Consider the following 14452-nt stretch of genomic DNA (forward strand, 5'->3'; position numbering starts at 1 on the left):
AACGGTCTTGGGGAGGAACTGAAAATATGAGCCGTAAGGTTCTGTTAATCGAGGACGAGCCGAACATTGCCGAAGCAATCCGGTTTCTGCTGACCCGCGAGGGATGGCAGGTGGACACGCATGGCGATGGCACGGATGCGGTTCAGGTGATTCAGAGGGCACAGCCCGATCTGGTCATTCTGGACGTCATGCTGCCGGGCAAGAGTGGCATGGATATCCTGCGGGACATCCGAGAGATGGAAGAGCTGGCAGGTTTGCCGGTTTTGATGCTGACGGCGCGCGGTCAATCGCGCGACAGGGAAATGGCGGAAAACGCTGGTGTCAGCCGTTTCATGACCAAACCGTTTTCCAATGCCGAAGTTCTGACGGCTGTGCGCGATCTTCACGCGCAGGCGACGCGAATATGATGTCTGGCGAGGGCAAAAAGGGCGCACCACAGGGCGCACGCCCCTCGCTTTTTCTCGAACGTCAAAGCTATCGCCGACGTAGGCTGGCGGATGCGGCGCGGCTGCTGCCGTTCTTGGGGGCGGCTCTGCTGGCGCTTCCGCTATTGTGGCCCGATCAGCCCGGCAAGGGCGAGGCTGTCCCCTTGTCTTCAGCAATGTATTACATCTTTGTCTGCTGGGGCGCTCTGATCGTGGTTGGGTTGGTTTTTGGAATTGCCGCCCGCCGTTTGGGCGTGCGCGAGGATCAAGACGCGGACGCTGAGTGATGGCAACCATTAACACGCTGATCCTGGTCTGCCTTGGCTATGTCATTTTCTTGTTCGCCGTGGCTTTCGCCGCCGATCGGATGGCTGCGGCAGGGCGGGGCAAGTGGCTGCGCTCGCCCCTGATCTATACCTTGTCGCTGTCGATCTATTGCACGGCATGGACGTTCTATGGTGCGGTGGGCAATGCCGCGCGGTCCGGGTTGGAGTTTGTAACGATTTACCTTGGCCCAACCCTGGTGATGGTCAGTTGGTGGTGGGGACTGCGCAAACTGGTGAGGGTCGGGCGCAGTCAGCGGGTGACCTCTATCGCGGACCTGTTGTCATCGCGCTATGGCAAGTCGAACACGCTTGCCGTGTGTGTGACCATTCTTGCCGTGCTTGGCGGAACACCCTACATCGCGCTCCAGTTGCAATCAATCACCTTGTCCTTTTCGATTTTTGCCGAAGCTGATTCATCGGGTCTGTACCGCGAAGGGTCCAGTGTATTCTGGATGGCAGCGGGGCTTGCGGTGTTCGCAATTCTTTTCGGCACGCGCAATCTGGACGTGAACGAGCGCCACCACGGTGTGGTCACCGCCATTGCAGTGGAGGCCGTTGTCAAATTGTTTGCTCTTATCGCCGTGGGCGTTTTCGTAGTGTGGGGCATTGCCGGTGGCGTTGGCCCGATGATGGATAGGATAGATGCCTCGGAAATCGGAGAGTGGAACGTCGATGCCGGGCGCTGGACGACTTTCATATTCCTGTCCGCCGCGGCCTTTATCTGCCTGCCGCGCATGTTTCAGGTTATGGTGGTCGAAAATGATGACGAAAGCCATCTGCGAACCGCCGCCTGGGCGTTTCCGCTCTATCTGCTTTTGATGAGTCTTTTTGTCGTGCCAATTGCCGTCGTTGGTCTGGACCTGTTGCCAGAAGGGGCCAATCCCGATCTGTTCGTGCTGACGGTACCGCTGTCGCAGGGCAATGACTGGTTGGCCATGCTGTCCTTTATCGGCGGGTTTTCGTCCGCAACGTCGATGGTCATCGTCAGCGCAATGGCCTTGTCGACGATGGTTTCGAACCATGTGGTCATGCCCATTTGGTTGAACACGCATGAGGGTACGGGCTCGGTTTCGGGCGATGTGCGCAGCATCGTTCTGGTTGCGCGCCGCGTGTCCATCGCCGTGATCATGGCGTTGGGTTACTTTTACTATCGGTTGTCCGGTGGTGGTGCGGCGCTGGCCTCGATCGGATTGATTGCCTTTGCCGGAATCTCGCAGATTCTACCTGCTTTGGTCGGGGGATTGTTCTGGCGCGGAGCAACCCGGACAGGGGCGCTGGTCGGGTTGAGCGTCGGTTTCGCACTTTGGATATATACGCTTTTGTTGCCAGGTATGGGCGCGCCGTGGATGCCGGAGGCCGTCATGCAGAATGGGCTGTTCGGCCTTGCCTGGTTGCGTCCTCATGCCCTGTTCGGGATCGAAGGGATCGATCCGATGGTCCATACCGTGATGTGGTCCCTGTCCCTGAACACCATTGCCTTTTGCATAGCGTCCCTTCTGAGCTTTCCCAGCCCTCTGGAGCGTTTGCAGGGTGCGCAATTCGTCAATGTTTTTGACCACTCGGTTTCACCTGGTGGCTGGTCCGGCTCGGTTGCGCAAAGCGAAGACCTGATGATCATGACACAGCGTATTCTGGGCACCGCGCCAGCGCAGGAGTTCTTTCAGGCAGAGGCTGAAAAACAGGGCGGCCGGTCGCATATGCCGGAACCGACCCCGGGTTTCCTGAACCGGCTGGAGCGAGAGTTGAGCGGGTCGGTCGGCACCGCCACGGCGCATGCGATGATTGCCCAAATCGTCGGAGGGTCTTCAGTTTCCGTAGAAGATCTGCTGGCGGTGGCGGATGAATCGGCGCAGCTTCTGGAGTATTCGGGGAAGTTGGAAGAGAAGTCGTCGGAGTTGTCCCGTACGGCGCGCCAATTGCGCGAAGCAAACACCAAGCTTACGCAGATTTCCGAACAAAAAGACAGCTTCCTGAGCCAGGTCAGTCACGAGTTGCGCACGCCGATGACCTCGATCCGGGCATTTTCCGAAATCATGCGGGATACAGAGGGGCTGAGCCGTGAGGAACAGACCCGTTATGCCGCAATCATTCACGATGAGGCCTTGCGCCTGACCCGGCTTCTCGACGATCTGCTGGACCTGAGCGTGCTGGAAAACGGGCAGGTCAATCTGAACCTCAGCGATGACAGTTTGCGTTCGGTTCTGGACCGGGCGGTGTCCAGCGCGCTGGCCGGAGCAGAGCGGAAAATCACGGTTCGCCGGACTCTTACGGCCGAGCGAATGTCCCTGCATACGGATCTGGACCGGTTGGGGCAGGTGTTCATCAATCTGATCTCGAACGCGCAGAAATACTGTGACGCGGAAGAACCGGTATTGGTCATTTCAGCCCACGACGTCGGCGGCAGGGTCATCATAGATTTCATCGACAACGGCAGCGGCATTCCACCCGGCGCGCGTTCGATGGTGTTCGAGAAATTTGCTCGTGTCGGGGTCGACAAGGCAGGGGGCGCAGGTCTGGGTTTGGCCATTTGCCGTGAGATCATGCAACGGTTGGGCGGTGAGATCACATATTTGCCCGGGCAGGGCGGTGCGGCCTTCCGGGTCAGCTTGCCTGTGGCTTTCCAGCAGGCCGCGCAATGACACGGCCATAAAGAACTTCGTAACGCTCGGCAGGGTAAACCAATAGCCAATTATTGAAGCAACTGGTGATCGGGCGCCATGTCACAAACCGTCAGCGCTGCTTTGGCGCGCAAACTGTCTGTTGGACGAAAAGATCTGGGCGATCGCCCGCGTTCGGTTTTGCGGGCGCTGCGCTTGGGGTTTGCGCGGGCAGCAAGTGATCGATTGAACCTTCCCCTGGCTGTCATCGGGGCAAAACAGGCCAGCCGCACGCAGGATGACATGGCGGAATCATTCGCTCAGGATTGGCTTATGTTGGTGTTTGACGGGCCGGAGGGGCGCGCAGGGATTTGCCTGAGCCCGCATGTGGTGTCCGCCATTGTGCAAACCCAAACCATCGGTGAAATACTGCCCGGTGATCCGGCCCCAAGGGCCTTTACGGATACGGACGCCGCCATGGTGGTGCCATTCATCGAAACCGCTCTGACCTTGACTGCCGGCTCAATAGACGCTGCGGCCGAGCAGGTCTGCCTGACGGGATACGAGTTCGCGGCACGTACGAAAGATTCGCGCGGCTTGTCGTTGGCCATGACAGAAGATGAATACCGCGTCTTCGATCTGACGGTTGATCTGGCCGGCGGGGCGCAGCAGGGACAGATCTCGATCTTTCTTCCAGAGCATCTTGCCACGCCGGAAAAGGCAGAGGAGGTCACGGATCTGGCCGGTCCCCGGCTTGAGCAGGCATCGGGTGTTGTTCGGGCGGAACTGAAGGCCGTTTTGTGCCGGATGTCGCTGCCACTGTCCGATCTGTCAGAGATTCAACCTGGATGTGTTTTGCCATTGCGCGGGGCGCGCCTGGACAGAACTGAGATATTGACCATCGACCGAAAGCCAACGGGTATTGGCCGCCTTGGTCAATGTGGCGGGTTGCGCGCCGTTCGGTTGAACGAACATTCGACCCTGCCCGCCTTGTCGGGGGACGAAGCGCAGGAGTTTATCGAAAGCCGAGGGAGAATGCAGCCGCACGATGACCTGGTCGAACCGGTTTCCGGCGCGGTGGATGCCATGCCTCCGGAAATTGAGGGCGCGGGTTTGGATCTGACGGACAACGATCTGTCATTGAACGATTCCGAGCGGATGGTCGCAGAGATTTCGCAACTGGCTGGCCTTGACGCAGCCGACAGAAATTCCGACGCAGAATAGAGTTTAGTCTGCCTGGCTGCGAAAATGCTCTAGTGCAGGGCGCAGGTTTTCCAGTTGATATCCGGCATTTGTCGTGGCGGCCAGAATGTCGTCCGTGCTCATGCGGTCGCATTGACCAAGGGCCCAGACCACCGAACACCGAGTGCCCGAGGCGCAATAAGCCAGAACCGGGCCATCGCAGCTTTCTGCCAGGTCACGCTGCTGCTTTGCAATCTCGGGCGTCATGGTCTGGTGGGTCAGCTCCAACACCTCGTAGTCCATGCCTGCCGCACGGACGGCTTCACCGATCGCGTCGGATTGCATGATCGCGGGAACCTCAACATCGGGCCGGTTGCAGATCACCTTGACAAAGCCTGCCTCGGCAATTGCCGGGACGTCTTCTATAGTGATCTGCGGTGAGACAGCATAGCGGGGCGTGATCGGTCGAATCTCCATGCCAAATCCTTAGGCCGCGTTTGCGGCTCTGTCCAGTTGCGCCCCCAGCGTTGGCGCGATGAACATGCCTGCAACCATCGCGATCAGGAAGACCAGGCCACCCAAACCACCATAGGTCAGCGAGGCCATCGCCGGTCCCGGGCAAAGCCCGGCCAAGCCCCAGCCCATTCCGAACAGGACGGAACCAATGATGAGCCTGCGATCAACCTCGGACCTTGCAGGGGGTGGAAAATCGCCTCCGGTCAAGGCCTTGCGCCCAGAGGTCAGCCTCCAGGCTACAAGCATCGGCAGGATGGCGCCGCCCATCACAAAGGCCAGGGTCGGGTCCCAGTTTCCGAAAACATCCAACCATCCCTGAACCTTGGTCGTGTCCGTCATGCCCGAAATCAACAATCCGGCACCGAACAGCGATCCTGCGAGCAAAGCAATCAAAAGGCGCATCAGATCAACCCCCAAACATGGCGCAGCAGAACGAGGGTCATTCCGCCGGCAAGGATATAGAATACGGTGGCCACGATGCCGCGCAGAGAAAATCGCGAGATGCCACAGACCCCGTGACCCGACGTGCAGCCATTGGCGATACGCGTTCCCACACCGACCAGAAGCCCGGCCACAACAACAAGGCCCAGATTGCTGGTGAGATGCGTTTGGGCCTCGGGGGCGATCAGTGGCCGCAGCAGAAGCGGCACACCGATCAACCCGGCGATAAAGGCCACGCGTTCGGCTTTGGTGTCGCGGGCCTCACCGTCGACAAGGCCACCCAAAATGCCACTTGCACCCATGATCCTGCCATTTCCAAGCAGGTACACGGCTCCGCCCAGGCCAATCAGCAGGCCACCGCACAGCCCCCAGATCCACTCGATGTTCATGTGGGATAATCCTTTTTAGAGTGACTTGTCTCGCGTCAGATTTTGTTCACCGGCAGCTTCAGGAATACATCGCCTTGCTCATCGGCAGGCGGCATCTGCCCCGCCCGCATGTTGACTTGCAAAGAGGGCAGGATCAGGCGCGGCATGGCAAGGGTGGCGTCCCTTGCGTCACGCATTTCCACGAATTCTTCGATGCTGCGTCCTTGTCCGATATGGACGTTCAGCGCTTTCTGTTCGCCTACCGTCGTTTCCCAGGCGTATTCATCGCGGCCCGGCGCTTTGTAGTCGTGCCCGACAAAGATGCGCGTTTCGTCCGGCAGCGACAGGATTTTTTGGATCGATTCAAACAATGTGGCTGAGGAGCCTCCGGGAAAATCGCAGCGGGCCGTGCCGAAATCCGGCATGAACAGCGTGTCGCCCACAAAGGCGGCGTCGCCTATCACATAGGTCAGGCAGGCCGGGGTATGGCCCGGGGTATGGAGAACATCGCCGCGCATCTGCCCAATGTGAAAACTGTCCCCCTCCGAGAACAAGGCGTCGAACTGGCTGCCATCGCGCTGGAACTCGGTTCCTTCATTGAAGACTTTGCCGAACGTGTCCTGCACGGTGACGATCTGAGCGCCAATTCCAATTTTGCCGCCCAGTTCCTGTTGCAGGTAGGGGGCCGCAGACAGGTGATCGGCGTGAACGTGGCTTTCCAGAATCCATTCGACCTTTAGATCGCGCGCGCGCACAAAGTCGATGATTGCGTCAGCCGATTTTGTCTCTGTGCGCCCCGAAGCATGATCGAAATCCAGAACACTGTCGATGATGGCGCAGGCACGCCCTTGCGGTTCATGAACAACATAGGACACCGTGAAGGTTTGATCGTCAAAAAACGCTTTCACTGCGGGTGTCATGATTTCCTCCGTATCGGTTATCATTATCATATATGTAAAATGGAATGTGACGCAACATCGAACCTGTGTTTGATGCGCGTCAAGGCATTCACGATTAAATCAGCTTAAACTTTAGCCCATCCGCGCCGGATTGCCGAAAACGCGAATGTGTTGGGCAATATCCTGCACAATTTCAGGTTAATATCAGCGGGTCTTATTCCCGTTACCTATATCTGGGATACTGGCGACACTTGGGAGGGTACTATGACATCAACAAGTCTTTATTCCGAAGCAGAACGGCTTGAACAAGAGCTCAGAAATGCGAGCCTTGATACGCGTTTGGCGCTTCAACCGAGTGTGAGCAAGGTTGTCGACCGTATGCGACAGCAGGGGATGCAGGTGCCGTCCCGCCTGCGGCGTCTGGATGCAGCCCTGTGCGAAGACGCCATGGAAGCGCAGTTCGATAACCTGCCGATTTGAAACAAGTGGTCATCCAAAGGATATCCCGAGGATGACCAGCATCAATCCAAGGACGGACAGGAACAAAGACGCCAGGTTCCAGGGCAAAACGCCCTGAACGGTCGCGCGCAGTTCGTCGTCTGACAGACCCGCCTTGCGCGCTTTCATCACGCGAAGAATGCACCAGATCAGGCCGGCGAGGCCGGTCAGAGAAAGGGCTGCGCCGCCCCAAGTGATGAATTCGAACATGGTGCCCTACATCTCTTCGTGAACTACCCCAGCGCTTACCGGAACGGATCACGCCGTACAAGTGCGCTTGGGGATTGGGTGGGATTGGGTGCTTGCGACCCGGGCGGCGGCATTGTATCCGGCTTCCTGCATCAGATTTCAGCCCTTGGGACCGACGCGTATGGAAGGCATCATCAAAGATCAGACTGCCGCCAACTGTCGCGTGACTGCCGATGAGCCGTGCCAGTTCATCGAACGGTTTGAGGGTCTGGATGCGGTGAAAACAACCTGGTGGAACAGCGGAAAGAAGCCATGGCCGAGGCCCGGGCACGTCGTTGCTTTTGCCTCCAGAAAACTGTTTTGTGTGTAGCAACCACAGCTTGAGACGAATACACGAGGTATGAACTGTATTCTCTTAGCGGTGATGATCCAGAATTGGGAAGAATTGGATGAGCATGTCGGAAGAAGCAGAAGCAAGTTACAAGGTCACCTCTGGGGAGCTGCGCCAATTTGTTGAGCGTATCGAGCGCCTGGAGTTGGAAAAGAAAGACATCGCGGATCAAATAAAGGAAGTGTACGCAGAGAGTAAATCGCGCGGCTACGATGTGAAGGCTCTTCGCAGCATCATTTCTCTCAGAAAAAGAGACAAGGATGATATTGCCGAGCAAGAGGCTGTCATCGAGATGTACAAAGAAGCCTTGGGCATGAACTAAGGCCGGTTCTTGGCAAAAGCGCTAATTCATTCAGGCTGACAAAAGCTTTACGAAGAAATGCGTGTCACTTGACGAGACTGCAACATGTGCAGCCAGACAGGGCGGAGATTTCAAATATCGCAGACCTGGCTGGCTGTGCGGTGACGTCTGCTGCCTCAGTGGCCTTGTGGGTTTGCAGGGTCTTTGCTGACGACGAATTCTCGTTTTCGCTGGAAGATCTTCAATGTGTCAGAAAGCCGAAGCTGCGGTTGCTGAAGACCTTGTTGCCTTTTTTGATAGTTTATCCGAGGCAAGACCTGCCTCGTGATTGCCTGAAGGCTTGCGGCTCAAAGGCTGGGTTCTTTTAGCATTGAAGATCGTTGAAGATTCCTGTTCCGCCTTTTGCGGAGTGACACATGCGATTGGGCTGTGGAGGTTTCTCGACCGACCCTGCGGCATTGCGGGTGAGAGCGCTGCAAACCATCCTGTCGGTCAACCAAAGGCCGTTCATGCACCAACTTACAAAGCCAGACCACTCAAGTGGGGCTAATCAGCGCGACCAACACCTTTTTGGCATAAGGCATGGTGGTGTTAAGAACTCAGCGCTCGGTAATGAAGGACAGTCCGGACACGAGCTGTCTCAGTCCAAGCGCCGCGCCCGCAAAGATCGCGGCGAATGTCACGGGCGCGCTGTATGCCAGAAGTGAAAAGGCAGATATGCCTTGTCCGACGCTGCAACCGACTGCGATGATCGCTCCGGGGCCCATGATCGCCGCGCCCAGCATCTGCCGTTTCAATTCGCGTGGATCTTCGCAGGCTTCCCAGCGAAAATGACCCTTTGACCAAGACCCCAAAAACGCGCCGATCAGAACGCCCGAGACTGATCCGACGGCAAAAGACAAAGTGTTGCCGGACGCTGTCATCAAGTAGAATATCGTGTCACCCAAGGGTGCAGCGAAGGTATGGGTTTGCACCGGCTCACCGTCAAAGCCGTGGGTCGCTACCCAGTTCGTGCCAAGCCAGCCCGAGACAATCGCCAGCCCAACCACAGATCCCCAGAACACCTGCGCTGGCGTGCGGCGGAATTGCTGGTTCGCCAAAGCGAAGACCACCAAAATAACACCGACGGCAGAACCGACGAGCCACGCCGGAACTGAGGTCAATCGTTCAGCTAGAAAGCTGACGCTTTGGGGCGCGCTGATATCCATTTCTACTGGAAACAGCCAAACCCGCAGATATGCCAGGGGGCCGGACATTACGACATACGCCGAAAGGCCCATGATCAGTACGATGACGAAGGATCGAAGGTCGCCACCTCCCAGCCTTGCCAGCGCCCCATAACCGCAGTTCCCGCTGATGGCCATTCCATAACCGAACATGAGGCCGCCCACGATCGAACCGATCGGGTTCCAGGTCTGGGCAAGGTAGCGTGTTCCGACCGGGTCAAGCCACCCGAACGCCATGGCGGCATGGCTTCCAACAATGGCGACGCCAATCGCAACCGCCCACATGCGAAGTCGCCGATCATCGCCTGCGTAAAGGAAGTCTTCGATTGCACCCAACGTGCAAAAGCGACCGATGCGTGCAGCCAGCCCCAAAGCGATGCCCCCAATCAAACCGATCAGAGCAACGGCATTTGCGTCTCCCAATGCTTCGAACATTGCCAGTCTCCTCCCAAAGCTGGCGGCGTCTTGACCGGCTTCTACGTCTCCCGGCAGAAAAGATCGTAAACGACTTCCAGTATTTGCGTCGAACGATCATCAGCCAATCTGTAATAAATTGTCTTACCCTCGCGCCGTGTTTTGACCAAGCCTTCAAAGCGCAGTCGGGATAATTGTTGGGATACGGCGGCCTGTCTCGCCGACAGCATCTCTTCCATCTGGGTGACGGACTTTTCACCCGATGACAGATAGCACAAGATCATCAGACGCCCTTCGTGGCTGATGGCCTTCAGGAAGTTTGATGCCGTCTGGGCATTCTCCATCATTCGGTCCAGATCTTCTGCACACATGTCCTTTGTGAACACCGGCAGTTTCGATGGTTTGTCCAAAAGGATCGCCTCGCTTTCTCAGCTTCACGCATTCAAAACAGTTTATGTAATTTGCCGCCGATTAGCCAGAGGTCTCAACCTGTACCCCTGCGTCACGTAGCATCACGCCCAACAACCCCCAGAAAAAGTCTTCGCCGGGGTAGCCTTCGATCCGGCCGACTTCGTGGCCGTTGTCCAACAAAACAAAGGTCGGAGTGTAGTGGAGAGGTCGTTTTAGGGTGATCCCATCCGGCAGGGTTTCATGGATGTCTACACGCCGAAGCGGGGCGGCATTTCCTTCCTGTGTTTTCGGGTAGATCCCCGAGATTTCGGAATCCCATCGGGCACACCACATGCACCCATCTTCTTCGGCCATCAGAAGCGTCATTTCAGCCCGTAAAGCCAAAGGCGAAACAAGCAACGTGACCGCAAGCACAAGCAGGAAAAGGTGGCGCATCTCAAGCTCCGATTGACCGCAGCGTTATATCTTTATTACTTTGAATGTATGAATGATAGCGTGCCAGGACGGGTTTGACCATGCTCGACATCACTTTTGCAGGGGCTTTGGTCGCAGGGGTGTTGTCATTTCTGTCCCCGTGCATCCTGCCGATTGTGCCGTTTTACCTCAGTTACCTGGCGGGTGTCGGGATGGAGCAGATTTCTGCAAGTTCAGTCATTTCCGGCAACGTTCGCCGCAGGGCAACGCTTTCTGCAATCGCTTTTGCAGCAGGGATCATAACGATTTTCATGGCGCTTGGAGCCACGGCTTCGATATTCGGTCAAATGATCCGCGAATACTTCGATATCCTTCGATGGATTGCCGCGGCCATCATCATGGCGATGGGCTTGCATTTCCTGGGGCTGATTCGCATCGGATTCCTGTATCGCCAGTTTCAGGCGGATGTCGGTGAAACATCTAACCTGAGCCTGATTGGTGCGTATGTTCTGGGACTGGCATTTGCTTTTGGCTGGACGCCCTGTGTCGGGCCCGTGCTTGCTGCAATCCTGTTTACGGCGGCCGGAACCGAGACGGCTTGGCGCGGTGCGATGCTTCTGTTCGTTTACGGGGCGGGAATGACTGCCCCCTTTGTTCTGGCGGCCTTTTTGGTGCGCCCCTTCATGCAGTGGATGGCGCGGTTCAGAAAGCATTTACCCCTGATCGAGAAGGCCATGGGCTGTCTGTTGATTCTGTTCGGCGCTCTGATCGCAACCAACTCAATCAATCGCGTGGCCCAATGGATGCTGGACCATATGCCCTGGCTTGCGGCCATCGGATAATACGGGAGGAAAACATGAAGCGAACATTGTCAGTTTTGATGGCATGCATAGTGGGCGTGGCGGTTTCCGCCGCCGAGCTTGGCGACGACGGGTTGCATAAAACACCGTGGATGCGCGACACGTTCAAAGACCTTCGCGAGGATCTTGAAGAAGCGTCAGATGAAGGCAAGCGCCTGGTTTTGTTTATCGAGCAACAGGGCTGCATCTATTGCAAGAAAATGCACGAAGAGGTTTTCCCCCAGCCCGACCTGGCGGCGTACATCGAAAAGAATTTCTTTGTCGTCCAACTGGATCTGCACGGAAGCACCACGGCCACCGACTTTGACGGGGAAGAGAGCGAGCAAAGAGCGTTGATGCGCAAATGGGGGATTCTGTTTACGCCGACCCTTGTATTTCTGTCGGAAGAGGTTCCCGAGGACGCCACCGCCATTGATGCAGCGGTTGCAGTCATGCCGGGGGCGTTTTCGAAGGGAACAACTTTGGATCTGTTCACCTGGGTCTTTGAAAAGCGGTACGAACTTGAAAATGGTGAAGATTTTCAGCGCTACCACGCACGGCGCATTCAGGAGCGAAACAATGTTTCACAAGACTGAGGTCCGGGGATATAAATAAAAAAATTCATTGTAATGAATTTAATGTTGCGACAGACCGCCCTCGTCGACTACGGTACACAAATGCTTTGGGTCGCAAAGCGCCGTCGGCGTGTTAGCAAATGGGAGGGATCATGAAGCTGAGACTCTTAACATTGGTCTGCGCAATGACAGGGGGTGCCGCGTTTGCCGCGGATACCGACCCGAAAAACGTAACCTATGGTGAATATGGTGCCGTAGAGGTCTCGTTGACCGGCGCAGCCGGTGACGCGGCAAATGGCGCGCTGATCGTTGGCGACAAGTCAAAAGGCAATTGCGTGGCGTGCCATGCGGTCTCGGCTTTGGCCGATATTCCGTTCCATGGCGAGGTTGGCCCGGCACTGGATGGTGCCGGTGATCGTTGGTCCGAAGCCGAGCTTCGCGGATTGGTTGCAAACGCGAAAAGGACGTTCGAAGGCACGGTGATGCCGGCATTCTACAAGGATGACGGCTATATCCGCCCGGGCGACGCCTATACCGGCAAAGCCCCGACCGAGCCCCTGACGTCGATCCTGACAGCGCAGGAAATCGAAGACGTGGTCGCGTTTCTTGCAACCCTGAAAGAGGAATAGTCGCGCTTCGATAGCGTGATTGTCGAAGATTCAAAGGAGATTGAAAATGGAACTCTCTCGCCGCGAAACTCTGGCCCTTGGGCTGGGCGCCGCGTTCCTGACAATGATGCCGTTTCGTGCAAATGCGGCCGCCGAGGATGCGATTGCCGCGTTTACCGGTGGGGCGGATGTGGCTGACGGCGGTGTTACACTGACGGCACCTGAAATCGCCGAAAACGGAAACACCGTACCGATCGAAGTAAGCGCCCCGGGTGCGGCGTCGATTCTGATCGTTGCAGCAGGCAACCCCGAACCGGGCGTCGCAACGTTCAACTTTGGCCCGCTGGCTGCTGAACAGGCTGCCTCAACTCGTATCCGCCTTGCCGGAACGCAGGATGTCATTGCCGTGGCGAAGATGGCAGATGGCAGCTTTGCCAAGGCATCCGCGACCGTGAAAGTGACAATCGGCGGCTGCGGCGGCTGATAGCCACGCGCGCCTCGAAGAACAGGAGACTAACCAATGGCATCCGGTGTGAAACCCCGCGTCAAGGTTCCGAAGAAAGCCGCAGTTGGCGAAACCGTCACGATCAAGACATTGATCAGCCACAAGATGGAAAGCGGTCAGCGCAAGGACAAAGAAGGCAACGTCATACCTCGATCGATCATCAACCGTTTCACCTGTGAGTTTAACGGCGAAATGGTGGTCGATGTGACGATGGAGCCGGCAATCTCAACCAACCCGTATTTCCAGTTTGAGGCAACCGTGCCCGAGGCAGGTGAGTTCGTGTTCACCTGGTACGATGACGACGGCTCTGTCTACGACGAGAAGAAATCGATCGAGATCGCCTGACGGCTCGACCAATAAGGCAGATCAGCGCCGGACATGACGTTTGGCGCTGGTCCACCAAGGGAGGAACGTAATGAATACAAAGGTATTAACGGCGATCGCAGCAGTTCTGGTTTTCCCAGTGGCAGCATTGGCCGGACCTGACGAAGACAATCTTGTGATCAATGACGAGCTGGACATGACCTCGGTCACCGAAGCGCCGGCGCATCTGGAAAACCTGGACACGATCTATTCCGGTTGGCATTTCCGTACGGATGAAACCCAGGCCCTTCAGATTGATGATTTCGACAATCCGGCGATGATCTTCGTCGACCAGGCTGCCGACCTTTTTGAGACAGTCGATGGGGCTGCCGGCAAAAGCTGTGCCTCGTGCCACGACGGGGTGGAAAGCTTCAAGGGATTGCAGGCTTCCATGCCGAAGGTTGATGCCGAAACCGGCAAGCTGGTGGTCATGGAAGATCTGATCAACGCGTGCCGGACCGAGCACATGGAGGCCGATGCCTGGAAATGGTCCGGCGGCGATATGCAGGGCATGGTCGCTTTGATCGGCCTACAGTCACGCGGGATGCCCATGAACGTTGCCATTGACGGTGACGCCGCCCCGTATTGGGAACAGGGCAAGGAAATGTACTATACGCGCTATGGCCAGTTAGAGCTGAGCTGTGCCAACTGTCATGAAGACAATTGGGGCAATATGATCCGGGCAGATCACCTGAGCCAGGGAATGATCAATGGGTTCCCGACGTATCGTTTGAAACAGGCCAAGCTGATTTCGCGACACAATCGTTTCCGCGGTTGTATTCGTGATACGCGGGCGGAAACCTTTGCCGAAGGTTCAGACGAATTTCGTGCGCTGGAGCTTTATGTTGCCTCGCGTGGCAACGGGCTTTCAGTCGAAACTCCGGCCGTACGCCAGTAACAACAGGCCCGCGTAGGAAGTGTCCAGCGCGGGTTTTTCCGTTAGTTTAACATTCACACATTTATA

At 56.7% G+C, this 14452-nt stretch carries 21 protein-coding genes; 13 read left to right on the top strand and 8 right to left on the bottom strand.

The window, feature by feature from the left end; translation table 11 throughout:
- Nucleotides 1-26: 26 nt before the first annotated feature.
- The 4 genes from ACR0FB_RS12515 to ACR0FB_RS12530 all read left to right on the top strand — a co-directional run bounded on the left by ACR0FB_RS12515 (nt 27) and on the right by ACR0FB_RS12530 (nt 4572).
- Nucleotides 27-407, top strand: coding sequence for a response regulator transcription factor (locus ACR0FB_RS12515; RefSeq protein WP_152457354.1), 381 nt, complete (start codon nt 27-29; stop codon nt 405-407).
- Entirely contained in the window at nt 404-712 is a 309-nt protein-coding gene (locus ACR0FB_RS12520) for a hypothetical protein (protein WP_245218138.1), read from the top strand. Before ACR0FB_RS12515 ends, ACR0FB_RS12520 begins: the two co-directional genes overlap by 4 nt.
- On the top strand, nt 712-3390 hold the full coding sequence (locus ACR0FB_RS12525) for an ATP-binding protein (RefSeq protein WP_480620863.1): 2679 nt from the start codon (nt 712-714) through the stop codon (nt 3388-3390). Before ACR0FB_RS12520 ends, ACR0FB_RS12525 begins: the two co-directional genes overlap by 1 nt.
- A 78-nt stretch (nt 3391-3468) precedes the next feature.
- A complete protein-coding gene (locus ACR0FB_RS12530) occupies nt 3469-4572 on the top strand; it encodes a FliM/FliN family flagellar motor C-terminal domain-containing protein (RefSeq protein ID WP_480620865.1) in 1104 nt (367 codons plus the stop codon).
- 3 nt (nt 4573-4575) lie between these two features.
- On the opposite strand, the gene ACR0FB_RS12535 is transcribed toward ACR0FB_RS12530, so the two are convergent.
- Genes ACR0FB_RS12535 through ACR0FB_RS12550 form a run of 4 tightly spaced genes read right to left on the bottom strand, consistent with a single transcriptional unit; the run spans nt 4576 to nt 6775 of the window.
- Nucleotides 4576-5007, bottom strand: a complete 432-nt coding sequence (locus tag ACR0FB_RS12535; protein WP_209547022.1) for a protein tyrosine phosphatase family protein — start codon at nt 5005-5007, stop codon at nt 4576-4578.
- A 9-nt stretch (nt 5008-5016) separates the two neighbouring features.
- Nucleotides 5017-5448 (bottom strand): DUF6691 family protein, encoded by a 432-nt coding sequence (locus ACR0FB_RS12540; protein ID WP_171724382.1) that lies wholly within the window; start codon nt 5446-5448, stop codon nt 5017-5019.
- On the bottom strand, nt 5448-5876 hold the full coding sequence (locus ACR0FB_RS12545) for a YeeE/YedE family protein (protein ID WP_209547025.1): 429 nt from the start codon (nt 5874-5876) through the stop codon (nt 5448-5450). Before ACR0FB_RS12545 ends, ACR0FB_RS12540 begins: the two co-directional genes overlap by 1 nt.
- A 35-nt stretch (nt 5877-5911) precedes the next feature.
- Nucleotides 5912-6775, bottom strand: a complete 864-nt coding sequence (locus ACR0FB_RS12550) for an MBL fold metallo-hydrolase (RefSeq protein WP_171638162.1) — start codon at nt 6773-6775, stop codon at nt 5912-5914.
- Between the two features lie 243 nt (nt 6776-7018).
- Between ACR0FB_RS12550 and ACR0FB_RS12555 the strand changes: the two genes are divergently transcribed.
- On the top strand, nt 7019-7234 hold the full coding sequence (locus ACR0FB_RS12555) for a hypothetical protein (RefSeq protein ID WP_171638160.1): 216 nt from the start codon (nt 7019-7021) through the stop codon (nt 7232-7234).
- 9 nt (nt 7235-7243) lie between these two features.
- Here the strand turns inward: ACR0FB_RS12555 and ACR0FB_RS12560 are convergent, their stop codons facing one another.
- Nucleotides 7244-7462, bottom strand: coding sequence for a hypothetical protein (locus ACR0FB_RS12560; protein WP_171117671.1), 219 nt, complete (start codon nt 7460-7462; stop codon nt 7244-7246).
- Nucleotides 7463-7622: 160 nt separating this feature from the next.
- On the opposite strand from ACR0FB_RS12560, the gene ACR0FB_RS12565 reads away from it, so the two are divergent.
- On the top strand, nt 7623-7811 hold the full coding sequence (locus ACR0FB_RS12565) for a hypothetical protein (protein ID WP_171638158.1): 189 nt from the start codon (nt 7623-7625) through the stop codon (nt 7809-7811).
- A gap of 79 nt (nt 7812-7890) precedes the next feature.
- Nucleotides 7891-8154, top strand: a complete 264-nt coding sequence (locus ACR0FB_RS12570; protein WP_152457363.1) for a DUF2312 domain-containing protein — start codon at nt 7891-7893, stop codon at nt 8152-8154.
- Nucleotides 8155-8732: 578 nt separating this feature from the next.
- On the opposite strand, the gene ACR0FB_RS12575 is transcribed toward ACR0FB_RS12570, so the two are convergent.
- From ACR0FB_RS12575 to ACR0FB_RS12585, 3 genes are all read right to left on the bottom strand, one after another.
- Nucleotides 8733-9794 carry a YeeE/YedE family protein gene (locus tag ACR0FB_RS12575; RefSeq protein ID WP_480620868.1) on the bottom strand — a complete coding sequence of 354 codons (1062 nt, stop codon included), beginning with the start codon at nt 9792-9794 and terminating at the stop codon, nt 8733-8735.
- Between the two features lie 41 nt (nt 9795-9835).
- Nucleotides 9836-10144 (bottom strand): ArsR/SmtB family transcription factor, encoded by a 309-nt coding sequence (locus tag ACR0FB_RS12580; RefSeq protein WP_152459831.1) that lies wholly within the window; start codon nt 10142-10144, stop codon nt 9836-9838.
- 100 nt (nt 10145-10244) lie between these two features.
- A complete protein-coding gene (locus ACR0FB_RS12585; RefSeq protein WP_171638155.1) occupies nt 10245-10619 on the bottom strand; it encodes a thioredoxin domain-containing protein in 375 nt (124 codons plus the stop codon).
- Nucleotides 10620-10699: 80 nt separating this feature from the next.
- On the opposite strand from ACR0FB_RS12585, the gene ACR0FB_RS12590 reads away from it, so the two are divergent.
- The 6 genes from ACR0FB_RS12590 (at nt 10700) to soxA (ending at nt 14386) form a co-directional block, all read left to right on the top strand.
- The gene (locus tag ACR0FB_RS12590) at nt 10700-11440 is read left to right on the top strand and encodes a cytochrome c biogenesis CcdA family protein (RefSeq protein ID WP_171724378.1); all 741 of its coding nucleotides are present in this window, start codon (nt 10700-10702) and stop codon (nt 11438-11440) included.
- Nucleotides 11441-11454: 14 nt separating this feature from the next.
- Entirely contained in the window at nt 11455-12033 is a 579-nt protein-coding gene (locus ACR0FB_RS12595) for a thioredoxin family protein (protein ID WP_480491584.1), read from the top strand.
- Nucleotides 12034-12164: 131 nt separating this feature from the next.
- Complete coding sequence (soxX, locus tag ACR0FB_RS12600; RefSeq protein ID WP_209547046.1) at nt 12165-12641, top strand: sulfur oxidation c-type cytochrome SoxX; 477 nt, start codon at nt 12165-12167, stop codon at nt 12639-12641.
- Between the two features lie 46 nt (nt 12642-12687).
- Nucleotides 12688-13104 carry a thiosulfate oxidation carrier protein SoxY gene (gene soxY / locus ACR0FB_RS12605; protein WP_152457370.1) on the top strand — a complete coding sequence of 139 codons (417 nt, stop codon included), beginning with the start codon at nt 12688-12690 and terminating at the stop codon, nt 13102-13104.
- Nucleotides 13105-13140: 36 nt separating this feature from the next.
- Nucleotides 13141-13470, top strand: a complete 330-nt coding sequence (soxZ, locus tag ACR0FB_RS12610) for a thiosulfate oxidation carrier complex protein SoxZ (protein WP_171724376.1) — start codon at nt 13141-13143, stop codon at nt 13468-13470.
- 70 nt (nt 13471-13540) lie between these two features.
- A complete protein-coding gene (gene soxA / locus ACR0FB_RS12615) occupies nt 13541-14386 on the top strand; it encodes a sulfur oxidation c-type cytochrome SoxA (RefSeq protein ID WP_480620870.1) in 846 nt (281 codons plus the stop codon).
- Nucleotides 14387-14452: the final 66 nt, after the last annotated feature.

It is taken from the genome of Ruegeria sp. P10, assembly GCF_056534925.1.